Source organism: Amycolatopsis granulosa, assembly GCF_011758745.1.
GTDB classification, from domain to species: Bacteria; Actinomycetota; Actinomycetes; order Mycobacteriales; family Pseudonocardiaceae; genus Amycolatopsis_E; species Amycolatopsis_E granulosa.
The window spans coordinates 2,539,080-2,563,631 of record NZ_JAANOV010000001.1 but is presented as its reverse complement, the minus strand read 5'-3'; the positions used below and the strand labels follow the sequence as shown (position 1 = coordinate 2,563,631).

21 protein-coding genes and 1 pseudogene are annotated in these 24,552 nt (G+C 72.1%); 17 read left to right on the top strand and 5 right to left on the bottom strand.

Annotated elements, in window-relative coordinates:
- The first annotated feature begins 110 nt into the window (after positions 1-110).
- From sucC to purH, 6 genes are all read left to right on the top strand, one after another.
- Positions 111-1,280 (top strand): ADP-forming succinate--CoA ligase subunit beta, encoded by a 1,170-nt coding sequence (sucC, locus tag FHX45_RS12350; protein WP_167100299.1) that lies wholly within the window; start codon positions 111-113, stop codon positions 1,278-1,280.
- 5 nt (positions 1,281-1,285) lie between these two features.
- On the top strand, positions 1,286-2,176 hold the full coding sequence (sucD, locus tag FHX45_RS12345; RefSeq protein ID WP_167100297.1) for a succinate--CoA ligase subunit alpha: 891 nt from the start codon (positions 1,286-1,288) through the stop codon (positions 2,174-2,176).
- 201 nt (positions 2,177-2,377) lie between these two features.
- Complete coding sequence (locus tag FHX45_RS12340) at positions 2,378-3,106, top strand: DUF5336 domain-containing protein (RefSeq protein WP_167100294.1); 729 nt, start codon at positions 2,378-2,380, stop codon at positions 3,104-3,106.
- A gap of 140 nt (positions 3,107-3,246) precedes the next feature.
- Positions 3,247-4,797 carry a cell division protein PerM gene (locus FHX45_RS12335; protein ID WP_167100291.1) on the top strand — a complete coding sequence of 517 codons (1,551 nt, stop codon included), beginning with the start codon at positions 3,247-3,249 and terminating at the stop codon, positions 4,795-4,797.
- A 94-nt stretch (positions 4,798-4,891) separates the two neighbouring features.
- Entirely contained in the window at positions 4,892-5,509 is a 618-nt protein-coding gene (gene purN / locus FHX45_RS12330) for a phosphoribosylglycinamide formyltransferase (protein ID WP_167108823.1), read from the top strand.
- Positions 5,506-7,074, top strand: a complete 1,569-nt coding sequence (purH, locus tag FHX45_RS12325; protein ID WP_167100288.1) for a bifunctional phosphoribosylaminoimidazolecarboxamide formyltransferase/IMP cyclohydrolase — start codon at positions 5,506-5,508, stop codon at positions 7,072-7,074. Before purN ends, purH begins: the two co-directional genes overlap by 4 nt.
- A gap of 4 nt (positions 7,075-7,078) precedes the next feature.
- Here purH and FHX45_RS12320 read toward each other — a convergent pair whose 3' ends face one another.
- The gene (locus FHX45_RS12320; RefSeq protein ID WP_167100285.1) at positions 7,079-7,909 is read right to left on the bottom strand and encodes a PhzF family phenazine biosynthesis protein; all 831 of its coding nucleotides are present in this window, start codon (positions 7,907-7,909) and stop codon (positions 7,079-7,081) included.
- A gap of 162 nt (positions 7,910-8,071) precedes the next feature.
- Here FHX45_RS12320 and FHX45_RS12315 point away from each other — a divergent pair, with 162 nt between their 5' ends.
- The 5 genes and pseudogenes from FHX45_RS12315 (at position 8,072) to FHX45_RS12300 (ending at position 14,715) form a co-directional block, all read left to right on the top strand.
- Complete coding sequence (locus FHX45_RS12315) at positions 8,072-8,761, top strand: hypothetical protein (RefSeq protein WP_167100282.1); 690 nt, start codon at positions 8,072-8,074, stop codon at positions 8,759-8,761.
- 250 nt (positions 8,762-9,011) lie between these two features.
- Positions 9,012-10,583, top strand: a complete 1,572-nt coding sequence (locus FHX45_RS12310) for a DNA polymerase Y family protein (RefSeq protein ID WP_167108821.1) — start codon at positions 9,012-9,014, stop codon at positions 10,581-10,583.
- A complete protein-coding gene (locus tag FHX45_RS28390) occupies positions 10,583-10,714 on the top strand; it encodes a hypothetical protein (RefSeq protein WP_279588860.1) in 132 nt (43 codons plus the stop codon). The genes FHX45_RS12310 and FHX45_RS28390 overlap by 1 nt, the downstream gene beginning before the upstream one ends.
- Entirely contained in the window at positions 10,714-14,055 is a 3,342-nt protein-coding gene (locus FHX45_RS12305; RefSeq protein WP_167100280.1) for an error-prone DNA polymerase, read from the top strand. Before FHX45_RS28390 ends, FHX45_RS12305 begins: the two co-directional genes overlap by 1 nt.
- 76 nt (positions 14,056-14,131) lie before the next feature.
- Positions 14,132-14,715, top strand: a pseudogene (locus FHX45_RS12300) (pentapeptide repeat-containing protein).
- 21 nt (positions 14,716-14,736) lie between these two features.
- Here FHX45_RS12300 and FHX45_RS12295 read toward each other — a convergent pair.
- Positions 14,737-17,943, bottom strand: coding sequence for a glycohydrolase toxin TNT-related protein (locus tag FHX45_RS12295; protein ID WP_341771437.1), 3,207 nt, complete (start codon positions 17,941-17,943; stop codon positions 14,737-14,739).
- A gap of 162 nt (positions 17,944-18,105) precedes the next feature.
- Here FHX45_RS12295 and FHX45_RS12290 point away from each other — a divergent pair, with 162 nt between their 5' ends.
- Both FHX45_RS12290 and FHX45_RS12285 read left to right on the top strand, forming a co-directional pair.
- Complete coding sequence (locus tag FHX45_RS12290; RefSeq protein ID WP_208405901.1) at positions 18,106-18,972, top strand: bifunctional methylenetetrahydrofolate dehydrogenase/methenyltetrahydrofolate cyclohydrolase; 867 nt, start codon at positions 18,106-18,108, stop codon at positions 18,970-18,972.
- Positions 18,953-19,249 carry a DUF3017 domain-containing protein gene (locus tag FHX45_RS12285; protein WP_167100274.1) on the top strand — a complete coding sequence of 99 codons (297 nt, stop codon included), beginning with the start codon at positions 18,953-18,955 and terminating at the stop codon, positions 19,247-19,249. The genes FHX45_RS12290 and FHX45_RS12285 overlap by 20 nt, the downstream gene beginning before the upstream one ends.
- A gap of 4 nt (positions 19,250-19,253) precedes the next feature.
- Here FHX45_RS12285 and FHX45_RS12280 read toward each other — a convergent pair whose 3' ends face one another.
- Both FHX45_RS12280 and FHX45_RS12275 read right to left on the bottom strand, forming a co-directional pair.
- Positions 19,254-20,429, bottom strand: a complete 1,176-nt coding sequence (locus tag FHX45_RS12280) for an MFS transporter (protein WP_167100271.1) — start codon at positions 20,427-20,429, stop codon at positions 19,254-19,256.
- A gap of 155 nt (positions 20,430-20,584) precedes the next feature.
- A complete protein-coding gene (locus tag FHX45_RS12275; protein ID WP_167100269.1) occupies positions 20,585-20,785 on the bottom strand; it encodes a DUF1918 domain-containing protein in 201 nt (66 codons plus the stop codon).
- A gap of 133 nt (positions 20,786-20,918) precedes the next feature.
- Between FHX45_RS12275 and FHX45_RS12270 the strand changes: the two genes are divergently transcribed.
- The gene (locus FHX45_RS12270) at positions 20,919-21,179 is read left to right on the top strand and encodes a Prokaryotic metallothionein (protein WP_167100266.1); all 261 of its coding nucleotides are present in this window, start codon (positions 20,919-20,921) and stop codon (positions 21,177-21,179) included.
- Here FHX45_RS12270 and FHX45_RS12265 read toward each other — a convergent pair whose 3' ends face one another.
- A complete protein-coding gene (locus FHX45_RS12265; protein ID WP_167100263.1) occupies positions 21,180-21,752 on the bottom strand; it encodes an HhH-GPD-type base excision DNA repair protein in 573 nt (190 codons plus the stop codon). It abuts the gene before it with no gap.
- Positions 21,753-21,952: 200 nt separating this feature from the next.
- Between FHX45_RS12265 and FHX45_RS12260 the strand changes: the two genes are divergently transcribed.
- The 3 genes from FHX45_RS12260 (at position 21,953) to FHX45_RS12250 (ending at position 24,534) form a co-directional block, all read left to right on the top strand.
- Entirely contained in the window at positions 21,953-23,176 is a 1,224-nt protein-coding gene (locus tag FHX45_RS12260) for an NADP-dependent isocitrate dehydrogenase (RefSeq protein WP_167100261.1), read from the top strand.
- A gap of 192 nt (positions 23,177-23,368) precedes the next feature.
- Positions 23,369-23,689 (top strand): SH3 domain-containing protein, encoded by a 321-nt coding sequence (locus FHX45_RS12255; protein ID WP_167100259.1) that lies wholly within the window; start codon positions 23,369-23,371, stop codon positions 23,687-23,689.
- Positions 23,690-23,718: 29 nt separating this feature from the next.
- Positions 23,719-24,534: an exodeoxyribonuclease III gene (locus FHX45_RS12250; protein WP_167100256.1), complete on the top strand. Its 816-nt coding sequence runs from the start codon at positions 23,719-23,721 to the stop codon at positions 24,532-24,534.
- The last annotated feature ends 18 nt before the right edge of the window (positions 24,535-24,552 follow it).

The following is a 24,552-nucleotide window of genomic DNA, read 5'->3' as shown; positions in this document are numbered from 1 at the left end:
AGGGTCGTCTCCGTCCGGCAGCATGGTTTGCAACAAGCACCCGCCTGCGGATCGCCCCTCGCGAGACGACCGGTGACTCAGGCGGTGTGTGTCGTCAGGAGACTGGAGTAGTGGACCTCTACGAATACCAGGCGAAGGACCTCTTCGCCGCCCACGGCGTGCCGGTACTGCCCGGCGCCGTAGCGAGCACCCCGGAAGAAGCCCAGGCCGCCGCCGAGAAGATCGGCGGCCAGGTCGTCGTCAAGGCCCAGGTCAAGACCGGTGGCCGCGGCAAGGCCGGCGGCGTGAAGCTCGCCAAGGACCCGGCCGAGGCCAAGGAGAAGGCTGAAGCCATCCTCGGCCTCGACATCAAGGGCCACATCACGCACCGCGTGCTGGTGACCGAGGCGTCCGACATCGCGGAGGAGTACTACTTCTCCTTCCTGCTGGACCGCGCCAACCGCACCTTCCTCGCCATGGCCTCGTCCGAGGGCGGCATGGAGATCGAGCAGCTGGCCGTGGAGCGGCCCGAGGCGCTCGCCAAGGTGCCGGTCGACCCGATCGCCGGGGTGGACAAGGCCAAGGCGCTGGAGATCCTGACCGCGGGCAACTTCCCCGAGGCCATCCGCGACCAGGCGGCCGACGTGGTCGTCAAGCTGTGGGAGACCTTCGTCGCCGAGGACGCCACGCTGGTCGAGGTCAACCCGCTGGTCCGCGACCCGCAGGACAAGATCGTCGCGCTGGACGGCAAGGTCACCCTCGACGAGAACGCCGGCTTCCGGCAGCCCAAGCAGGCGGAGCTCGTCGACAAGCAGACCGAGGACCCGCTGGAGGCCAAGGCCAAGGCCAAGGACCTCAACTACGTCAAGCTCGACGGCGAGGTCGGCATCATCGGCAACGGCGCGGGCCTGGTCATGTCCACGCTGGACGTGGTCGCCTACGCCGGTGAGAAGCACGGCGGCGTCAAGCCCGCGAACTTCCTCGACATCGGTGGTGGCGCTTCGGCCGAGGTCATGGCCGCCGGCCTGGACGTCATCCTGAACGACCCGGCCGTCAAGTCGGTGTTCGTCAACGTCTTCGGTGGCATCACCGCCTGCGACGCGGTCGCCACCGGCATCGTCGAGGCGCTGAAGATCCTGGGCGACGAGGCCTCCAAGCCGCTCGTGGTCCGTCTCGACGGCAACAACGTCGAGGAAGGCCGCCGGATCCTCAACGAGGCCAACCACCCGCTCGTCACGCAGGTGGACACCATGGACAACGCAGCGGACAAGGCTGCCGAGCTGGCCGCGGCAGGAGCGTAAGAGACATGTCGATCTTCCTCGATTCCAGCAGCAAGATCATCGTTCAGGGCATCACCGGGTCCGAGGGCACCAAGCACGCGACCAAGATGCTGCAGGCCGGCTCGAACATCGTCGGTGGCGTGAACGCGCGCAAGGCCGGCCAGACGGTCACCATCGCCGGCAAGGACCTGACCGTGTTCGGCACGGTCGAAGAGGCGATGAAGGAGACCGGCGCGGACGTGTCGGTCATCTTCGTGCCGCCGAAGTTCGCCAAGGACGCCGTGATCGAGGCCATCGACGCGGAGATCCCGCTCGCCGTGGTGATCACCGAGGGCATCCCGGTGCACGACTCGGCCTACTTCTGGGCGCACAACGTCGCCAAGGGCAACAAGACCCGCATCATCGGTCCGAACTGCCCGGGCGTCATCTCGCCGGGCAAGTCCAACGCGGGCATCATCCCGGCCAACATCACCGGCCCCGGCAAGATCGGCCTGGTGTCCAAGTCGGGCACGCTGACCTACCAGATGATGTACGAGCTGCGGGACATCGGCTTCTCCACGGCCGTCGGCATCGGTGGTGACCCGGTCATCGGCACCACCCACATCGACGCGCTCGAGGCGTTCCAGGCCGACCCGGAGACCGAGGTCATCGTCATGATCGGCGAGATCGGTGGCGACGCCGAGGAGCGGGCCGCGGCCTACATCAAGGAGAACGTGACCAAGCCGGTCGTCGGCTACGTCGCGGGCTTCACCGCCCCCGAGGGCAAGACCATGGGGCACGCGGGCGCGATCGTGTCCGGCTCGGCCGGCACCGCGCAGGCGAAGAAGGAGGCCCTCGAGGCCGCGGGCGTGAAGGTCGGCAAGACGCCGTCCGAGACCGCCGCGCTGGCCCGGGAGCTGTACGAGAACCTGCACTGACCCCGTATGGTCCACTCACCGGCCGGGCACCGTTCGCGGTGCCCGGCCGGTGTGCGACCCGGCCTCCGAAATCCGACGCAACCGTTCGCCGCGATGACACGTCGGATAGCCGGATGGGGTGGCCGGGAGCCCCGGAATGCGCTAAACCGTTCCCGGACCCGACGGCACCCCGGTTCGGGCGAAGACAGGAGAGCACGCGTAATGACGTTCCCCAGTGGTGGACCGGGATACCCGCAGCAGGGCGGCGGTGGCCAGCCCCCGGGGACCGGCGGGTTGCCGCAGCAGCAGCCTCCGGCGCAGTCCGGGGCGGGTCTGTCGCCGGCGAACCTGAGCATGATCCTGACGCTGTTCATCGGCCTGCTGGGCCTGGTGAACTACTTCATCGGATTCTCCGAGGAGGCGCAGGGCGCCGACCAGCCGGTGCTCTTCCTGCTCGTCGGTGGTCTGCTGGCGGCGCTGGCGGTGCTGCCGCGGGGCCCGCGCACGCTCCCGTTCGCGGTGCTGTTCAGCGTGCTCGGCGCACTCACCGCGATCCTGGTGGTCGTGCACGTCCCGTCCCAGGCGGAGACGCCGGGTATCTACACGGTGATCCTGATCCTGGGCATCCTGCAGATGCTGGTCGCGATCGCGGCGCTGCTGTTCGACGCGGGTGTCCTGAAGATGCCGCAGCCGCAGGCGCCGCAGTACGGTCAGCCCTACGGCGGTCAGCCGGGGCAGCAGTTCGGCCAGCCCGGTCAGCCGGGTCAGCCGGGTCACGGTGAGCCGAAGGGCGGCCCGTCGGGCACGCAGTACGGTCCGCCGGTGTCCCCGCCGCAGCAGCAGTCCACGGTCTACGCCCCGCAGCAGGGCCAGTTCTACAGCCCGCCCGGGTCCGAGGGCCGGCAGGGCCAGCAGCCGGGTACCCCGCCCGGCGGCAGCCCGCAGAGCTGATTTCGTGCCGAACGCCCCTTCCCGGCCTGGGAAGGGGCGTTCTTCGTGTTCCGGGACCAGCCGCTTGTGGCTTAACCCGCATGAGGGACGAACGGCGTGGCTCACCCGGTCGGCCCAGTGTTGGTGCGAGGGTGCCAGGCATGCAGGTGCTCACCTCGTACGGCCGGTCCGGGGATGGGGTGACGGACCCGGAGCACCGGGGCGAGCGCTCTCCGGTGGTCCGGGCGCGGGTGTTCGCCGCGGCGGTCCTCGGCCCCGTCGTCACCGGTTACGTCGTGGTCGCCGCCCTGTTCGGGCTGGTCACGGCCATGGCTTCGGTGGCGCAGTTCTCGATCGGCGGTGTGCTGCGCGCGGCCGGGCCGGGCTGGCTCGCCGCCTACCAGGTGCCCGTCACGATCGCCGGGCGCCCGCTGGGCGTGCTGCCGCTGCTGGCGACGATCGGAGCTGTCGCGCTGGTCGTCCGGGCGGCGGCGAACGCCACTGCCCGTCTCGGCTATCGCGAGCCGGGTGCGGCGGTGCCGTTGGTCGCCGCCATGGCCGGCGCGCACGCCCTGGGCGGGCTGGGCATCGCGTTGTTCGACGACAGCGGTGGTGTGCGGGTCGAGCCGTTGCCGGCCTTCACGGTGCCCGCCGCCGTCGCCGGTGTGGCCGCGGCGGCGGGAGCGGCGTCGCGTTCCGGGCTGGTGGCGACCCTGCGCAACTACCTGGACCCCCAGGCGGTGCGCGGTCTGCGGGCCGGGGCGCTGGGCCTGGCCGGGCTGCTCGCGGCGGGCGCGCTCGTGCACACGGTGGCGCTGGTGCTCGCGTCGGGCACGATCCGCGAGCTGTTCGCGTCGAACGCGCCAGGCTTCGGCAGTGGTGCCGGGATGCTGCTGCTGTCGCTGGGCTACCTCCCGAACGCGGTGATCGGTGGCCTGGCCTTCGCCACCGGTCCGGGCTTCTCGATCGGCTCGTTCTCGATCGGCGCGTTCTCCTTCACGGGCGGCCCGGTGCCGGGCCTGCCGGTGCTCGCCGGTGTCCCGGAACACTTCGCGCCCTGGTGGCCGGTGCTGATGTTCCTGCCGGCCGCGGTCGGCGCGATGCTCGGCTGGACGCTGCGCCGCGCGGACGACAACCCGCTCGCGCGGCTGCGGATCGTCGCCATCGCGGGTGCGCTGGTCGGGTTCGGTTGCGTGGTGCTCGGCACGCTCGCCGGCGGGCGGCTCGGCGGTGGCGCGTTCGATCCGGTGACGATCCCGGTCGGGCTGCTGTCGGTGGCCGCGTTCGGGTGGATCGCCGTGCCCGGTGCTCTGGTGGCGTGGTTCGCCGGTCCGCGTGCCCGCCCCGGACCGGAACCGGCGGAGACCGCGGAAAGCGCGGAATCCACCGAATCCACCGAATCCACCGAATCCACCGAGGACGTTGAGACCACCGAGAACACCGAGAACACCGAGGACTCTGCGGGGTCCGAGGAATTCGGGGTGGCGGCCGAGATCGAGGCCGAACTGGAGGACCTCGATGCGGAGCTGGAGGAGCTCGAAGCGGAGGTCCGGGCCGAGGCCACGGAAGCAGATGCCGACCACACCGCCGACCCCGCTAGCACCGCCGACCCCGGAGCGGACGTCGAGGACGAGCCGGACGAGGATCCCGCGGACGAGCCGGAAGCAGAGGAACCGCCGCCCACCGACGGGAAGCCGGACGAGCCCAGCTAGCCACCCCCCGCCCGCAACGGAGCCGCTCGGCGGCGCAGCATAGACTCGGTCCGACGTTGGCACGGGCGAAGGAGAGGCGTTGAACTCCAGCCGGTTGGAACTGCCCGTCCCGGTCAAGCTGGTGGTGCTCGCCTCCGGGTCGGGCACGCTGCTGCAGTCGCTCCTGGACGCGACCCAGCGCATGGGCTTCCCGGCGAAGGTCGTGGCCGTGGGCACGGACCGGCCCGGGGTGGAAGCGCTGGCGCGTGCCGAACGCGCGCGCGTGCCGCACTTCACCGTCCGCCTGGGCGACCACCCGGACCGCAACGCGTGGGACAAGGCGCTCACCGAGGCGGTCGCCGCCTACGAGCCCGACCTCGTGGTGTCGGCGGGGTTCCTGAAGATCCTGGGGACGAACTTCCTCGCCCGCTTCCCGAACCGTGTGATCAACACCCACCCGGCCCTGCTGCCGTCGTTCCCGGGGATGCACTCCGTGGCCGATGCGCTGGAGCTGGGCGTCAAGGTGACCGGGTGCACCGTGCACTTCGTGGACGGCGGGGTGGACACCGGGCCGATCATCGCCCAGGAAGCGGTGCCGGTCGAACCGGACGACGACGAGGACAGGCTGCACGAGCGCATCAAGGTCGTGGAACGACGGCTGCTCGTGGACGTGGTGGAACGACTCGGCCGGGCCGGTGCCACGGTCGAGGGACGGAAGGTGAGGTTGCGGTGACGGTGGAAGGTCGGCGTCCGGTCAAGCGCGCCCTGATCGGCGTTTCGGACAAGACGGGCCTGCTGGAGCTGGGCACCGCGCTGCACGCGGCCGGTGTGGAGATCGTCTCCACCGGCGGCACGGCGAAGACGCTGGCGGACGCCGGGGTGCCGGTCACGCCGGTCGAGCAGGTCACCGGTTTCCCGGAGTCGTTCGACGGCCGGGTCAAGACCCTGCACCCGCGGGTGCACGCGGGCCTGCTGGCCGACCGCGACCGGCCCGAGCACGTCGAGCAGCTGCGCGAGCTCGACATCGCGCCGTTCGACCTGCTGGTGGTCAACCTCTACCCGTTCCGCGAGACGGTCGCCTCGGGCGCGAGCCCCGAGGACTGCGTGGAGAACATCGACATCGGTGGCCCGGCGATGGTCCGCGCCGCGGCGAAGAACCACAACAACGTGGCCGTCGTGGTCGACCCGGCCCGCTACGGCTGGGTGCTGGAGCAGGTTCGGGCCGGCGGTTTCGACCTCGCCGATCGCAAGCGGCTCGCGGCGCAGGCGTATGCGCACACCGCGAGCTACGACATGGCGGTGGCCTCCTGGTTCGCCAGCGTCTACGCCCCGGACAGCACTGCGGCCGACTCCGGCTTCCCGGACTTCACCGGCGGCACCTGGGAACGCGGCGACGTGCTGCGCTACGGCGAGAACCCGCACCAGCGCGCGGCGGTGTACCGGCACTGGCGCGGTGGGCTGGCACACGCCGAGCAGCTGCACGGCAAGGCCATGTCCTACAACAACTACGTCGACACCGACGCCGCGCGCCGGGCCGCCTACGACTTCGCGGATCCCGCGGTGGCGATCATCAAGCACGCCAACCCGTGCGGCATCGCGGTGGGCGCGGACATCGCCGAGGCGCACCGCAAGGCACACGCCTGCGACCCGGTGTCGGCCTACGGCGGCGTGATCGCGGCGAACCGGCCGATCACCCGTGAGGCCGCCGAGCAGATCGCCGAGGTGTTCACCGAGGTCGTGCTCGCGCCCGGGTTCGAGGACGAGGCGCTGGACGTGCTCAAGCGCAAGAAGAACGTGCGCCTGCTGACACTGCCCGCGCTGACCGATGCGGACCCGATCGAGTTCCGGCCGATCTCCGGCGGGATGCTCGTCCAGACGGCCGACCGGATCGACGCGCCGGGTGACTCGCCGGAGAACTGGACTCTGGCCACCGGCGAGGCCGTCGACGCGGACACGCTCGCGGACCTGGTGTTCGCGTGGCGGGCGATCCGCGCGGTGAAGTCGAACGCGATCCTGCTGGCCAGCGGGCAGGCGACGGTCGGCGTGGGCATGGGCCAGGTCAACCGCGTCGACTCCGCGCGGCTGGCCGTGCAGCGTGCGGGCGACCGGGTCAAGGGTTCGGTGGCCGCGTCGGACGCGTTCTTCCCGTTCCCCGACGGGCTGCAGGTGCTGATCGACGCCGGTGTGCGGGCGGTGGTCCAGCCGGGCGGCTCGATCCGCGACCCGGAGGTCATCGCCGCGGCCGAAGAGGCCGGCGTGACGATGTACCTGACCGGGACGCGGCACTTCACGCACTGACGCTTCAGAGCGGGGTGGCGGTCCCGGTGATCGTCACCCGCTCGTCGTCCGGGCGGACGTCGACCAGGAGTTCGCTGCGCCGCCCCATGTCCTCGCCCTGGATGATCGTGATGCGCCGGGGTTCGGTGACCTTGCCCAGGGCCCGCAGGTAACCGCCGAAAGCCGCGGCCGCCGCGCCCGTGGCCGGGTCCTCGACCACGCCGCCGACCGGGAACGGGTCGCGGGCGTGCACGGTGGTTTCGTTCTCCGGCCGGAACAGGTGCACGGTGGTCCAGCCGTACTCGCGCATGAGGTCGCCCAGCCGGTCGAAGTCGTAGTCCAGGCGCGCCAGCCGGTCCCGGGTGGCGGCGGCGAGCACCAGGTGATCGTTGCCGGCGAAGGCGACGTGCGCCGGCCAGGCCGGGTCGAGGTCGGAGCCGGACCAGCCGAGCGCATCGAGGGTGCGGCGCAGTTCGTCGTCGGTGGCCGGCCGGGACCGGGTGGGGACGCTGGTGAACCCGGCGGTGATCGTCTCCTGGCCACTGGTCTGGAGCGTGATGGGGCCGGCGGGTGTCTCGAAGCGCAGGTCGCCGGTGCCGGTGCGCTGGGCGAGGGCGACCGCCGTGGCGATCGTCGCGTGCCCGCAGAAGGCGACCTCGGCCAGCGGGCTGAAGTAGCGGACGCGGTAGTGGCGGTCCGCGGTGCTGGTGGCGAACGCGGTCTCGGAGTAGCCGACCTCCGCCGCGATCTTCTGCATGTCGGTGTCGGTGAGCTCGTGCGCATCCAGTACGACGCCGGCCGGGTTGCCGCCGGCGGGGTCCGTGCTGAACGCGGTGTAGCGAAGAACCTCGGTCATGGCAACGATCCTGCCGTTCGCGGGGCTGCTCGGCACCCTCTTGACATCGCACAGGTGTTCGAGGCACACTGAGTTTGTCGAACACGCGTTCGACAAGTCGCCGTCTTCCCCACGGTGACGTCGACAGGGTCTTCCAGGCGCGTCGTGGGGAGGTGGCATGCGGTGACGGCACCGGTCACGACACTCGCCGCCCTGCCCGGCGTGAAGACGGCCAGTGGGGTGGCCGCCGCGGCGGAGCACGCCCAGCTGACCGGGCGGGTGCTGCCGGTGCGGCCGGAGTTGCGCCCGCTGCTGCCGTGGGCGGGCCTGCGCCGCGGGAGCACGGTCGCCGTGCGCGGATCGGTGTCGTTGCTGCTGGCGCTGCTGGCCGAGGCGACAGCAACCGGATCGTGGGCGGCGGCGGTGGGGATGCCGGACCTCGGTCTGGTGGCCGCGGCGGAGCTCGGCGTCGAGGTGAGCCGCCTCGCGCTGGTGCCGCGACCAGGGGCGGAGTTCGTCACGGTCACCGGCGCGCTGCTGGACGGGATGGACGTGGTGGCGGTCGCCGCGCGGGGTGCGGCGCCGCCGGAGGCTCGGCGCCTGTCGGCGCGGGCACGGCATCGGGGTGCCGTGCTGCTCTCCCTCGGGCCGTGGCCCGGCGCCGAGGTGGAGCTGAGGTGTGAGGCCGGCCGGTGGACCGGCCTCGATGGCGGGCACGGGTACCTGCGTGAGCGGCGGGTCCGTGTCCAGGGTGCCGGCCGGGGCGCGGCGACGCGCCCCCGGCGGGCGGATCTGCTGCTGCCGGGGTCTGCGGGGGCCCCGGCAGCAGCACCCCCCGAGCCGGTGCTGAGCCTGGCGCGGGAGGCGGGCTGATGTACCCGGCCCCAACGACGTCGGGGACAGTGGCGGCGGCCCGGTGCGGGATGTGCGGGGCGTCGGCGGCGAGCGAGGTTCCGGCGGTGGCGCGGCGCGGCGCTACCGGCGGGGCCAGGGCTGCGGTTCGGCGCAGCGCGCCAACCAGGTGCACCGGGATGGCCGTGGGGGATGTGCCAGTGCCGGCCCGGGACCCCGGCGCGGCCGGGCGGAAGAGCGCTCCATGTCCACAGTAGACAGCCCGGCTCGCATGCTGGTCCTCTGGTGCCCGGACTGGCCGGCGGTGGCCGCGTGCCTGGCCGAGGGCGTGCCGCTGCACCTGCCCGCCGCGGTGTTCCACGCCAACCGCGTGGTCTCCTGCACCGCGGTCGCCAGGGCGGCGGGCATCCGCCGGGGCATGCGTCGCCGCGACGCGCAGTCCCGCTGTCCCGATCTCCACGTCTCCGCCCCGGACGAGGATCGCGACGCACGCCTCTTCGAACCCGTCGCCGCCGCGGTGGAGGAGCTGGTCGTCGGGGTCGAAGTGGTCCGTCCCGGTCTCGTCGCGGTGCCCGCCGACGGCGCGTCCGGCTACTTCGGCGGCGAGTTGCGCCTCGCGGAACTGCTCGTCGAGCACGTCTCCCGGCAGGTGGAGTGCCAGATCGGCATCGCCGGCGGACTGTTCGCCGCGACCCTGGCCGCCCACCGCTCGGCCATCGTCGAGCGCGCCGGGACCCGCGAATTCCTCGCGCCGCTGCCGGTCACCGAACTGGACCAGCCGGGCACCGGCCGCACCGAGCTGGTGGACCTGTTGCGCCGCTTGGGACTGCGCACCCTCGGGGCGTTCGCGGAACTCGCCGAACGGGACGTCGCCGCGCGGTTCGGCCGCGCCGGTCTGGTCGCCCACCGGCTCGCACGCGGCCTGGACGAACGGCCACCGCACCGCAGGCGGCCGCCACCCGAACTCGCCGTCACCAAGACCTTCGACCCGCCGCTGGACCGGGTCGACGCCGCCGCGTTCATGGCACGCACCCTCGCCGAGCAGTTCCACGGTGGTCTCGCGCGGCACGGCCTGGCCTGCACCCGCCTGGGCATCTACGCCATCACCGAGCACGGCCAGGAGCTCAGCCGGGTGTGGCGTTGCGCCGAACCGCTGACGCCGCAAGGCATCGCGGACCGGGTGCGCTGGCAGTTCGAGGGCTGGCTGCGTGCCGCGCCGGACGAGCGCCCCACCGCCGGTGTGGAGCAGCTCCGGCTGGCGCCCGAGGAAACCGTCGAAGGGCATTCGCTGCAGCTGGGCCTGTGGCAGGAGGGTGTGCGTGGCCTGGCGGACGAACACGGGCCGGCCGCCGAGCGGGCCGGCCGCGCGCTGGTCCGGGTGCAGGGCCTGCTCGGCCCGGACAGCGTCGTCACCGCGGTGCTCGACGGCGGCCGCGGGCCGGCCGAACGTGTCCGGCTGGTGCCGTGGGGCGACCCGCGGACACCGCGGCACCCGGCGGACCTGCCGTGGCCGGGGCGGCTGCCCGCGCCGTCCCCGGCCACGGTCTACGCCCAGCCGCTGCCCGCGCGGGTCCTCGACGCGGCGGGCCACGAGGTGCGGATCACCCGGCGACGGGAACTGTCCGCGCCGCCGCACCGGGTCGCGGTGGGCGACGGCCCGCTGCGGGACGTCCTCGACTGGGCGGGTCCGTGGCTGGTCGACGCGCACTGGTGGACGCCGGGTGGCGACGGTGTGCGCACCCGGGTGCAGGTCGTGCTGGCCGGGGAAGGCGAAACGGCGGTCCTGCTGACGAGAGTGGGCGGATCGAGTCCGCAATGGACAGTGGAGGGAGTGTACGACTGATGGACGACGAGTACTTCCGGGACCTGCAGCACTGGCTGGCCCTGCCGCGCGAGGTGGTGGAGTCGCTGGACCCGGCCGGGGCCGAGCAGATGCTGCTGCCCATCCCGGTGCCACGCCGCCCGGCGGACTGATGGGTTTCCACAACCCGCCCGTTCCGTGGCCGGAGCTGGAACGCAGGCTGTCCGGCAAACCCGAGTCGGCCGACGGCGGGGACAGCCCCGCCTGGAGCCGGAAACGGGAGGGCTACGTGCGGCCCAGCGCGGTCGGCCCGCCACGCGGGGACGACCACTCGGGCGGCCGGCTCCGCGTGCCCTACGCGGAGCTGCACTGCCACTCCAACTTCAGCTTCCTCGACGGCGCGAGCCACCCGGAGGAGCTGGTCGAGGAGGCGTCGCGGCTGGGGCTCGACGCGATCGCGCTCACCGACCACGACGGCATGTACGGGGTGGTGCGGTTCGCCGACGCGGCCCGCGAGCTCGGCGTGCGCACGGTGTTCGGCACCGAGCTGAGCTTCGGCCTGCCCGCACCGCAGAACGGCGTCGCCGACCCGGAGGGCGAGCATCTGCTGCTGCTCGCCAAGCAGCAGGACGGGTACGCCGCCCTGTGCCGGGCGATCACCGCCGGCCAGCTCGCCGGGCACGACCACGCCGTGGGTACCGACCGGGCGGAGAAGGGCCGCCCGGTCTACGACCTGGACGCCGTCGTGCACGAGGTCGCCGGCCAGGTCGTGGTGCTCACCGGCTGCCGCAAGGGCGCGGTGCGCCGGGCGCTGGCCCGCGGCGGCCCGGACGCGGCCGGGCGGGAACTGCGACGGCTCACCGAGCGGTTCGGCGCCGGGGCGGTCTACGTCGAACTGACCGACCACGGCTACCCCGAGGACGGGGTGCACAACGACATCCTGGCCGCGCTGGCCGCCGAGCAGGGGCTGCCGACCGTCGCCACCACCGCCGCGCACTACGCCACCCCGGACCGGGGGCGGCTGGCCGGTGCGATGGCCGCGATCCGCGGCCGCCGCGGCCTCGACGACATGGCGGGCTGGCTGCCCGCGTCCGGCATGGCGTTCCTGCGTTCCGGCGAGGAGATGGCGCAGCGGTTCGCGCGGTACCCCGGCGCGGTGCAGCGGGCGGCGCTGCTCGGGCTGGAGTGCGCGTTCGACCTGAAGCTGGTCGCCCCCGAGCTGCCGCCCTACGACGTGCCGGCCGGCTACACCGAGGCGTCCTTCCTGCGCGAGGAGGTCTACCGCGGCGCCGCGCACCGCTACGACAACGATCCGGACGCGTTGCGGCAGATCGAGCACGAGCTGCGGATCATCGAGCAGCTGGGCTTCCCCGGCTACTTCCTCATCGTCTGGGACATCGTCGAGTTCTGCCGCAAGAACGACATCCTGTGCCAGGGCCGCGGTTCGGCGGCGAACTCCGCGGTCTGCTACGCGCTGGGCATCACCAAGGTCGATTCGGTGCGCTGGAAGCTGCTGTTCGAACGGTTCCTCGCGCCGGACCGCGACGGCTACCCGGACATCGACCTGGACATCGAGTCCGACCGGCGCGAGGAGGTGATCCAGTACGTCTACCGCAAGTACGGGCGGCTGCGCACCGCGCAGGTGGCGAACGTGATCACCTACCGCGCCAAGTCCGCGATCCGGGACGCCGCCCGCGCCTTCGGGTACTCACCCGGCCAGCAGGACGCGTGGAGCAAGCAGATCGACCGCTGGGGCCCGCTGAGGGAAGTGCAAGGAGACACCGACTCCGTCGTTTCTGACATCCCGCTGCCGGTGCTGCAGGTGGCCGCCGCACTGGAGGACTTCCCGCGGCACCTGGGCATCCACTCCGGCGGGATGGTGATCTGCCACCGGCCGGTGAGCGAGGTGTGCCCGATCGAGTGGGCGCGGATGGCCGAGCGCAGCGTGCTGCAGTGGGAGAAGGACGACTGCGCGTCGGTGGGGCTGGTCAAGTTCGATCTGCTCGGCCTCGGCATGCTCTCCGCGCTGCACTACATGCTGGACCTGGTGCGTGAGTTCCAGGGCACCGACGTCGATCTGTCCAGATTGGATCTGGAGGACACCGAGGTGTACGAGATGCTGCAACGCGCGGACGCGATCGGAGTGTTCCAGGTGGAGAGCCGGGCGCAGATGGCGACCTTGCCGCGGCTGAAACCGAAGACGTTCTACGACCTGGCGATCGAGGTCGCGCTGATCCGGCCCGGCCCGATCCAGGGTGGCTCCGTGCACCCCTACATCCGGCGGGCGACGAAGAAGGAGAAGTGGGCACACGACCACCCGCTGCTGGCCGGGGCGCTGGACAAGACCCTGGGGGTGCCGCTGTTCCAGGAACAGATGATGCAGATCGCCCTCGACGTCGCGGACTTCACCGCCGCCGAGGCCGACGAGCTGCGGCACGCGATGGGGTCGAAGCGGTCCACCCGGAAGATGGAGCGGCTGCGGGAACGGTTCTACGCGGGCGCCCGGCGCAACGGGCTCGACGACGAGCTGATCGGGCGGATCTTCCACAAACTCATGGCGTTCGCCAACTTCGGTTTCCCGGAGAGCCACGCGCTGAGCTTCGCCTACCTCGTGTTCGCCAGCGCGTTCTTCAAGCGCTACCACCCGGAGGCGTTCTGCGCCGCGCTGCTGCGTGCCCAGCCGATGGGGTTCTACTCGCCGCAGTCGCTGGTCGCCGATGCCCGGCGGCACGGCGTCACCGTGCACGGCCCGGACGTCAACGCGAGCCTGCAGCACGCCACGCTCGAACCCCACGGTGATGGCCTGGCGGTGCGGATCGGGCTGGCCGGGGTGCGGTTGATCGGGCAGAAGCTCGCCGAGGAGATCGTCGCGGAACGGCAGCGGGGCGGAGAATTCCGGGACATGGCGGACCTGGCGCGGCGGGTGCGGCTGACCACGCCGCAGATCGAGGCGCTCGCCACGGCCGGCGCGTTCGGCCGGTTCGCCGAGATCGCCGGCGACCGCCGCCGCGCGCTGTGGGCGGCCGGTGCGGTGGCGCAGGAACGGCCGGAGAAACTCCCGGTCGCACTGGCCGGGGCACACGCACCGGCGCTGCCCGGGATGGACGAGATCGACGAGGCGATCGCCGACGTGTGGGCGACCGGGTTGTCGCCGGACAGCTTCCCTACCGAGTTCATCCGCGAGCGCCTGGACGCGCTGGGCGTGGTGCCCGCCGGAAAACTGCCGGACCTCGCCGACGGCGCCCGGGTGCTGATCGGGGGAGCGGTGACCCATCGGCAGCGCCCGGCGACCGCGGGCGGGGTCACGTTCCTCAACATCGAGGACGAGACCGGCATGGTCAACGTCGTGTGCTCGGCCGGGTTGTGGCGCCGCTACCACCGGGTGGCGCGGGGCAGCGCGGCGATGCTGATCCGCGGGGTGATCGAGCGGGCCGACGGGGTGGTGAGCGTGCGGGCGGAGAAGTTGCAGCACCTGTCCATGCGGGTGCCGTCGAAGTCGCGGGACTTCCGGTGACCGGCCTGCCGATCCCGGTTCGCGCGCGGTGTTCGGGATGGACGACCGGGTCCGCCGGGTGTGGTTAGCTCGCCGGATGGAGATAGCCGAGGACTACCGTGACGCCGTGCTGCCCGGGACCACGTGGGAGAACCGCCAGTTCAGCGGGTGTGACTTCCGCGAGGCCGACCTGCGCCGGCTGGTCACGCACGGCTGCACGTTCGACGGGTGCGACTTCTCCGGCGCGGACCTCGGGCAGTCCCGGCACCGGGCGTCGGCGTTCCGGTCGTGCGTGTTCGAGCGGACCGTGCTCGCCGACAGCGGGTTCCACGGCTGCTCGCTGCTCGGCTCGTCCTTTGCCGACAGTGGGCTGCGGGGATGTCCGCGCGGGACAGCGACTTCTCGCTGGCGAACTTCAGCCGCGCGAACCTGCGGCGCCGCGCGCTGTCCGGGTTGCGGTTCCGGGAGGCCAACTTCTCCGAAGCGAACCTGGCCGGGGCCGACCTGCGCGACAGCGACCTGCGCGGGGCGCGGCTGCACGGCGCGGACCTGACGGGCGCCGACCTGCGTGGCGCCCAGCTCGACGCGCACGGGCTGGTGCAGGCGAACCTGCGGGGCGCCCGGGTGGACCTTGACACCGCGGTCGCCTTCGCCGCCGCGCACGGCCTGGTGGTCCGCTGACCGCCAGACCGCGCGCGATCGTCAATCGATCGGCGGCTCGCCCGGGTCGAGTTCGATCAGGTCACCCGAGGCCAGCAGGTCCTCGATGGAGGCGGGCAGCAGGTACGCCGCGCCACCGCCGGGCTGGTTGAACCACGGGATCGCGATCCCGGCCAGCGCCTCCAGCGGCCGCTGCACCCGGTACACGTGGTAGGGGCGGTTGATCCACTCCGGCACCAGCGACCGCTCCGCGAACGGGGTGCCGGCCGCGTAGGTCAGGTTGCCGTTCGGGCCGCCGAACCGGTCGAGCTCGCTGCCCGCCGGCAGTTCCCGCATCTCCTTGCCGCGGAACAGGGTCAGCGGCGGCTCACCGGGCAGCGGCTGGATCGGCCACTGCTGGTTGCCCCCGGACGACGCGGACCCGGCGGACGCGGTGGCCGCGGGCGCCGCGGCTTCGACCCGCCGGGGCGGCGGCTCCCGGCGTGGCGGAGCGGGCGGAGGTGGTGCGACCGGGGCGGCCAGCATCGTGGGCGCGCCGGCCGGGTCGGGTTCGCCGAGGCGGTCCGACAACGCCCGCGGGGGCAGGTCGTGCCGCTGGGGCTCCACCGGTTCCTGCGCCGGGGTGCGCGGGATCTCGTTGACGTCCATCTCCGGGCGCGCCGGCGGCGTGGGCCGGCCACCCTGGCCGAGCAGGAGCTTGCCCAGCATGAACGCGGCCGCGTCGTCGGCGTCGCCGAACACCGCGGGGCTGGTCAGGGTCTCGTCGTACCAGCCGACCCGCCAGCCGTCCTCGATCTTCTCCAGGCTCCAGCCGTGTTCGGCGGGCTCGCCGATGCGGTAGGCGCCCTCGGGCACACCGAGGTCCGACAGCTTCGCGCGCAGGTTGTCCAGCGCCGGCTCGGTGGGGCCGCTCGGTGGGGCCACCGGTCGGGCCAGCACGGTCGGGGGCCCCTCGGGTGCCGGCCGGCCGCTCCGCTGCTGCCCGGCGAGGGCACGCGGATCCGGCCCGGCGAAACCGCCGCGGGGTTCCGCCGGGGCGCCGCGCTCCGGACCGCGCACGCGCGGGGGTTCCGGCGGAGCCTCCTGACCGGCGAAGCCGCTTCCCGGGCTCTCCCAGCCGCCGCGCGGCTCCTGCCCTTCCGGCCCGGCGAAGCCTTCCGGCCCGGCGAACCCACGGGGACCACGGAACTCGGGCGCGTCCGGCGCGGCGAGGCCACGCGGATCGCGGGTCTGCGGCACGTCCTGGCCGAAGCGCTCCGGACCGCTGGCCGCGGGAGCCTCGGGACGCTCATGGTGGCGGGGGTCGAGCGCTTGCTGACCCGGCGCTTCCGGGGTGTGCGGAGCCAGCCCGGGCGCCTGACCCGGCGCGTGTTCCTGGACGCGGGGGTCCACTTCGCCCGGCGCAACGCCGTTCTGCGCGAACTCGGCCCGGCCGGGCTCCCGTTCCCCGGGGGCTTCCTGGCCGAAAGCGGCCTGGACGCGCGGGTCCAGCCCCTGGGGGCCGCCGCGCCCCTCCGGGCGGAACGGTTCCGCACCGCGCCCCTCGGGGCCCTCGGCGCGCTCCTGGCGGCGCGGGTCACGCCCGGCGTCCGGGGCTTCCTGCGCGAACTGCTCCTGGCCTCCGGCGGCGAGGCCCGCGGCACCGGCCTGGCCGGCGAAGTCGTGCCGGCCCCGGCCCTCCGCGAACTGCTCCGGTCCGGTCGCGTCGCCCTGGGCTTCCGGACGGTGCTGTCCGGGGATGCCCTCCTGCCCCTGGGCGTCCGGCTCCGCGGCGCCCCGGGGCTCCGGCGACTCCCAGCCCTGGGCCGCCGGACCGGCGAGACCACGCGGCCCCGCCGGATCCGGGCCGCGTTCCGGCGCGCGGCCGTCCCAGGACGCCGTGGGCTCCTCGTCCACGAACCCGGGCGGCTCCTGGCCGTGCCCCTCCGGCCCGCCCCAGGCGGCACCTTCGGCGTCGTGTCCCTCGGGCCCGGTCCAGGGCTCCGCACCGTGACCCTCCGGTCCGGCGTGCGCCCCGGCGCCGTGGCTCTCCGCGTCTTCCCAGCCGCGGGTGTCCTCCGCGCCACGTCCCCCGGGCGCCGCCGATGCGCCGCCGGTTCCGGGCTCGGTCCACTCGCGGGCGTCCGGCCCACCAGGTGGCTCGTCGCTGAACGCCTCCCGGGCGTCCCAGGTCTGGGTCTCCTCGACGGCGGACGCGGGCTCCGGGGCACCGGCCGGCGCGGAGGGCACCGCCGGCACCGACGGCACCGCTTCCCGCCCGTTGCGGGGCTCGTCGCCGGGCACGGCGGGTGGCACGAGCATCGTCGGCGGCCCGGCGTCCGCCTCGATCGCCGGGGTCAACGTCGTCGGCTGGTCGACGGGCGGAGCAGGCTCCGGCCGCGCCTCGAACACGGGCTCGGCGGGCGGCGCCTGCCGCGGCGGCTGCTGCGTGCCGCGGCCCAGGTACGCAGCGGCGGCCTGCACCATCTGCTCCGGCACCTCCGGCAGCGCGTACCCGGTCCCGGCGATGTGCGAGACCAGCTCCGCCTCCGGTGCGACGCCGTATTCCTGTAGGTAGTAGTTGATGGCCGCGGGCCAGATCCACGACCCGTCGGTGTGGAAGGCCACCGGCACGGTCGGCGCGGGCTGCTGCGCCAGCCGGTCCAGGTCGAAGCCGCGTTCGGCATGCACGACCGGCGCGTTGTTCAGGTATTCGAGCACCCGCTGCTGCTCGTCGGCATCCAGCTCCGGCCGGTTGAGCACCGGGCGGCCGTTCGGCTCGTGGCCGTCGAAGATCCGCGCGATGCGGAACCGCGGGCCGGGCTGCTCGGGGGCGAGGCCGGCCATGCGGCGCATCAGCCACTCCGGGACGTTGTCCTCGGAGCGGGGGAACATCCGCAGCTCGTCGGCGTACGCCTGCGGCGGCGGCATCAGGTCCCACCGCGGCTCGTCGCGGTCGTACTCCAGGTTGTAGCTCGACGGGTGGTCGAGCTGGTAGCGCGCGTTGAACCAGGTGCCGCGGCCTTCGCGGTACATCCCGGCTCGCAGCCGGCCGAACAGTGTGGCGATGTCGTGGGTGGCCATCCACTCCTGGGCCGACCCGTCCTCGAGCACGACCTCACCGGTCAGCTCGTGGTACCGGCCGACCGCCCGGTAGTGCGCGGTCACCCGCCGCCAGTCCCGCGGAGCGGCCCGCAGCAGGGCCAGTCCGATCTGCTTGACCAGGGTGTCCTGCTCGGTCGCGTTCAGCTGGGTCGTCGGTTGCGCCACCAGGCCATTTTGACTGGTCACTGATCCGATTGCACACCACCCGCACCAATAGGGGCAATGACCAGTGCAGATACATCGATTAGGGTACGAAGGGTTTCAGCGGAACTACCCGTAGTGGCCTCGGGCGTCCTCGCGGGAGGCCACGTTCATTCCTTTGCCAGAATGGGAGCCGTGACTGCGACGGTTCTCGACGGCAAAGCGACCAAGAACGCCATCTTCGAAGAGCTCGAGCCGCGGGTGGCCGCCCTGGCCGAGCGGGGCGTGACGCCCGGGCTGGGAACCGTCCTGGTCGGCGACGACCCCGGCTCGCACTCCTACGTGCGGATGAAGCACGCGGACAGCGCGAAGATCGGCGTCAACTCCATCCGCCGTGACCTGCCCGGCGACATCAGCCAGGCCAAGCTCGAGGCCGTCATCGACGAGCTCAACGCCGACCCGGCCTGCCACGGCTACATCGTCCAGCTCCCGCTGCCGGGGCACCTCGACGCCGGCCGGATCCTGGAGCGCATCGCGCCGGAGAAGGACGCCGACGGCCTCGCCCCGGTCAGCCTCGGCCGCCTGGTGCTCAACGAGACCGGGCCACTGCCCTGCACCCCGTACGGCATCCTCGAGCTGCTCAGGCGCCACGACGTGCCGATCGCGGGCGCGAACGTCACCGTCGTGGGCCGCGGTGTCACCGTGGGGCGGACGATGGGTCTGCTGCTGACCCGCCGCAGCGAGAACGCGACCGTCACGCTGTGCCACACCGGTACCCGGGACCTGGCCGCCGAGGTCCGCCGCGCGGACATCGTGATCGCCGCCGCCGGGGTGCCGCACCTGATCAAGCCGGACATGGTCAAGCCCGGCGCGGCGGTGCTCGACGTGGGCGTTTCGCACGTGCACGGCAAGCTCGCCGGTGACGTCGACCCGGCGGTCGCGGAGGTCGCCGGGTGGCTGTCGCCGAACCCGGGCGGGGTCGGCCCGATGACCCGGGCGATGCTCGTCACCAACGTCGTCGAGGCGGCCGAGCGTGCACTCGCCACGGCGTAACCGCGCGGCCGTCCTGGAGCAGGTCCCGTTCGCCCTGGTGATGCTGCTGGTGGCGATCGCCGGCCTGCGGATCTGGCAGTACCACTGGCGGCAGGGCGCCGCGATCATCGGTGGCGCCCTGCTCGTGGCGGCGATCCTGCGGGCCGTCCTGCCGGGCGTGCGGGCCGGCCTGCTGGCCATCCGCGGCCGCCCGGTGGACGTCCTGAGCTACGCCGGGCTCGGCGTGCTCATCCTCTTCCTGGCCTTCACGATCACCGACGGACCGTTCGGCTCCTGACTCCTCAGGCCTCGGCCATCGCCGGGGTCCGGGCGGCTTCGCGGCGGTCCAGCGAACCGGACACCACGGCGATCGCCAGACCCACGACGGCGAGCCCGGCGCCGACCCAGCTCGGCGCGACCAGGCCGAGCCCGCCGGCGATCACCAGGCCGCCGAGGTAGGCGCCGATCGAGTTGGCGATGTTGAACGCGGACTGCACCGCGGCCGAGACCATCGACGGCGTGCCACCGGCCTTGAGCATGACGCGGGTCTGCATCATCGGGCCGATCATGAACCCGGCCACGCCCACCAGGAAGATCGTGATCGCGGCGCCGACCTTGCTGTGCGCGGTGGCGGTGAGCACCGCCAGCACGGCCGCGAGCGAGACCAGCGCCACGTACAGGCTCGGCATCAGCGCCTTGTCCGCCAGCCGGCCGCCGAGCAGGTTGCCGATGGTCATGCCGACACCGGCGAGGGCGAGCAGCAGGGTCACGCTTCCCGGCTGGTAGCCGGCGACGTCGGTCATCAGCGGCGTCACGTAGGACAGGCAGGCGAACACGCCGCCCAGCCCGAACGTGACGATCCCCAGCGCCAGCCACACCTGCGGGCGGCGGAACGCGCCCAGCTCACCGCGCAGCGACGGCTGCTCGGGGCGGCCCTGGTGCGGCACCAGCTTCGCGATGGCCAGGACCGCGAGCAGGCCGATCATCGCCACCACGCCGAAGGTGAAGCGCCAGCCGACCTGCTGACCGAGCAGCGTGCCCAGCGGCACGCCGACGACGTTGGCCAGGGTCAGGCCGAGGAACATCATCGACACGGCCTTCGCGCGGTCGCCCGGCTTGACGAGACTCGCGGCCACGACCGCACCGGCGCCGAAGAACGCGCCGTGCGGCAGCCCGGTGAGGAAGCGGAACACGAGGCCGAACCGCTGGTCCGGTGCCAGCGCGAAGAGCAGGTTGCCCGCGGTGAACAGCGCGATCATCGCCAGCAGCATGATCTTGCGCGGCAACCGGACGGCGACCGCGGTCAGCAGTGGCGCGCCGACGACCACGCCGAGCGCGTACGCGGAGATGAGGTGGCCGGCGGCCGGGATGTCCACCCCGAAGGTCGCGGCGGTCTGCGGAAGGACACCCATCATGACGAATTCCGTGGTGCCGATACCGAAGGCACCGACGGCGAGCGCGAGGAGCGCGATGGGCACGGTACTCCTTTCCAGGTGGTCTGCATCGATACAGTCGAGCGGCATGAAGAAGGACAGCCCATCGCCGTCCATGGCGGCACGAGCTGCCCTCGTTCAGTCTCAACGGGCCGGGGTGCCGGTGTCATCCCGGGCGCGGGGTGACAAGCCCCACGCGCTCAAGCGTTGTTCTGCTGCCGCTCGTGGGTGACCTCGCAGTCGGACCCGGGGAAGATCAGGCCCTCGTGGCCGTCGGCGAACCGGACGAGGTAGGGCGGCCCGCCGTTCTCCCCGCGGACCTCGACGATCTCCCCGGACTGCTCGGCCGCTCCGACGGTACGACCGTGGACGAGAATCCGGTCTCCTACGGCTGCGTGCATCAGAACCACCTCCGCGGGAACCAGGGTAATTCGGCCCGGCGCCGATTGTCACACCGAGGCGAATTGATCGAGTTGCCCCGCTCGCGGGTGACGAGCACGCTTCGATTCGTCCGGGTGGAAAAGGAGGACGACGATGGCGAGCTGCGTGGTGTGCGGAAACGACTACTGGATGTCGTTCGAGGTCCGCACGGTCAGCGGGGACACCTACACGTTCGACAGCATCGAGTGCGCGGCGCAGAAAATCGCACCGTCGTGTGAGCACTGCGGGTGCCGGATCCTCGGTCACGGGGTGGAGGTCGAAGGCCGGTTCTTCTGCTGCGCGCACTGCGCGCGGGCGAGCGGGTCTGGCCTCGGCACCGAAATCCGCGACACGGCCGGCGCCCATCCCGGCTGATCAGTTCTTCGCGGCGGCCTTCGCGGCTTTCTTGAACGCGCGGACCTCGGCGAGGGTCTCCGGGCTGACGACGTCGGCGATCGACCGGCGCGAGCCCTCCTCGCCGTAGGCGCCCGCCGCCTCGCGCCAGCCCTCGGGCTGCACGCCGCGCTGCTTGCCGAGCAGCGCGAGGAAGATCCGGGCCTTCTGGTCGCCGTAGCCGGGCAGCTCCTTGAGACGGCGCAGGACCTCCTTGCCGTCCGGGGTGCCCCGCTTCCAGATGCGGTCGGCCTTGCCGTCGTAGTGCTCGACGACGTGGTTGGCGAGGGCGTGCACACGGCGGGCCATCGACCCGCCGTAGCGGTGGATGGCCGGCGGGGTCACGCACAGCTCCACGAACTCCTCCAGGCCGGACTCCGCGATCTTGCGGACGTCGAAGCCGCCCATCCGGTCGGCGATCTTCTTCGGGCCCAGGAACGCCGTCTCCATCGCGATCTGCTGATCCAGCAACATCCCGGTGAGGAGGGCGAACGGGTCCTCGGAGAGGAGCTTGTCCGCGTCGGCGTCACCGGTGAGACGGAGCTTCTTCGGCATGCGCCCATCGTCGCACCCGCGCGGGGTGGCCCGCACTCCCGCGTGCCCGGGGCCGGGGCGGTGACGTCGGCCACTTCCCGTGCCTGGGAGACTGAGGTACGTCACCACTTAAGGCGTTCGTCTCCTAATAGCAGTACGCTTGTACCGCATAGACGTGCTGCACGGACACGCGCAGATCCGCGAGAGGAGCACCGCGGCTCATGGCCAAGATCAAGGTCGAGGGCACCGTCGTAGAACTCGACGGCGACGAGATGACTCGCATCATCTGGAAGTTCATCAAGGACAAGCTGATCCACCCCTATCTCGACATCAACCTCGAGTACTACGACCTCGGCATCGAGGAGCGGGACCGGACCGACGACCAGGTCACGATCGATTCCGCGAACGCCATCAAGAAGCACGGCGTCGGCGTCAAGTGCGCCACCATCACCCCGGACGAGGCCCGGGTCGAGGAGTTCGGCCTGAAGAAGATGTGGCGGAGCCCGAACGGCACCATCCGCAACATCCTCGGCGGCGTCGTCTTCCGTGAGCCGATCATCATCTCCAACATCCCGCGGCTGGTGTCGGGCTGGACCAAGCCGATCATCATCGGCCGTCACGCACACGGCGACCAGTACAAGGCCACGGACTTCAAGGTTCCCGGCCCCGGCACGGTGACCATGACCTACGTGCCCGAGGACGGCTCCGAGCCGATGGAGTTCGAGGTCGCCCGCTACCCGGAGGGCGGTGGCGTGGCGATGGGCATGTACAACTACCGCAAGTCGATCGAGGACTTCGCGCGCGCCTCGCTGCAGTACGGCCTGGACCGCGGCATGCCGGTCTACATGTCGACGAAGAACACCATCCTGAAGGCCTATGACGGCATGTTCAAGGACACCTTCCAGGAGATCTTCGACAAGGAGTTCAAGGCCGACTTCGACGCCAAGGGCCTGACCTATGAGCACCGCCTGATCGACGACATGGTCGCCGCGTCCCTGAAGTGGGAGGGCGGGTACGTCTGGGCGTGCAAGAACTACGACGGTGACGTGCAGTCCGACACCGTCGCGCAGGGCTTCGGCTCGCTGGGCCTGATGACCTCGGTGCTGCGCACGCCGGACGGCAAGACCGTGGAGGCCGAGGCCGCGCACGGCACTGTCACCCGGCATTACCGCCAGCACCAGCAGGGCAAGCCGACCTCGACCAACCCGATCGCGTCGATCTTCGCGTGGACCCGGGGTCTCGAGCACCGCGGCAAGCTGGACGGCAACTCCGAGCTGGTGGGCTTCGCCAACAAGCTCGAGCAGGTCGTCATCGAGACCGTCGAGAGCGGCAAGATGACCAAGGACCTGGCGCTGCTCGTCGGCAAGGACCAGCCGTACCAGACGACGGAGGAGTTCCTCGCCACGCTGGACGAGAACCTGGCGGCGAAGATCGCCCGGGGCTGAGCCCGCGTTTCACCGGCCACCGCGAACAGCCCGGTCACCCCTGGGTGACCGGGCTTTTCCGGGCCACCGTTCGATCACCCACTGTGCTCGGGTGGTGACGCCGCTCGGGTGGTTCGCCCGCGCGGACCTGTCGAGGAGGGCTGAAGTGTGGCTACCCTTACCCGGAACCCACTGAGCTGGTGAGGAGCACCCGTGTTCCTGGGCATTCCTAAGCGGGCACTGATCATCGTCGCGATCCTGGCCGGCGTCGGCCTGATCTACGTGATGGGCACCGACAAGCGGCCCTCCGAGGGCGCCACCGGCGGCGGTTCGAGCGGTTGCCGCGTGACCGTGACCGCCGATGTGCTCAACGTGCGTGCCGCCCCCGATCCGCGCGCGGAGATCGTGGGCAAGTTCAACCAGAACGCCGAGACCGCGGCGCAGGTCGACGTGCAGAACGGGTTCCGCAAGATCGCCGACAACAAGTGGGCGAAGGCGGAGTTCCTCAAGCCGGTCAACGGGGCCACCTGCTGACTCCTCCGGCGGCTGCGGCGGGCGGTAGCGTGCGGGACGTGTTCACCGTCTCCACGATCAACGTCAACGGGATGCGCGCGGCCGCCAAGAAGGGGTTCGTCGAGTGGCTCGCCGGCAGCGGGTCGGACGTGATCCTCTGCCAGGAGGTGCGGGCCGAGGCCGGCCAGCTGCCCCGGCACGTCGTCGCCCCGGAAGGCTGGCACGCCCACCACGCGCCGTCGGCCGTGAAGGGCCGCAACGGCGTCTCCGTGTACAGCCGGGCCGAGCCGTCGCAGGTGCGGACCGGGTTCGGCGACGCCGAGTTCGAGGACAGCGGGCGCTACCTCGAGGTGCACCTGCCGGGCGTGATCGTGGCGAGCCTGTACCTGCCGAGCGGGGACGTCGGTACGCCGCGGCAGGACGAGAAGGAACGGTTCATGGCCGCGTTCCTGCCCTATCTGGTGGAGTTGCGCGGCAAGGCCGAGGCGGCCGGGTGCGAGGTGGTCGTCGGGGGCGACTGGAACATCGCGCACGCCGAGATCGACCTGAAGAACTGGAAGGGCAACCGGAAGAACTCCGGTTTCCTGCCCGAGGAGCGGGCGTGGATGAGCCGCGTCTTCGGCGAGGCCGGGTACGTGGACGTGCAGCGCAAGCTCGACCCGGAGGGGCCCGGCCCGTACACCTGGTGGTCCTACCGCGGCAAGGCGTTCGACAACGACACCGGCTGGCGCATCGACTACGTGGTCACCACTCCGGGGCTGGCGGAGAAGTGCACCTCGGTGGTGGTCGAGCGGGCGCCGAGCTACGAGCTGCGCTGGTCCGACCACGCCCCGGTCACGGCGACGTTCGACTTCGACCCGGCCTGACCCCAGGTTCGCCTGGCC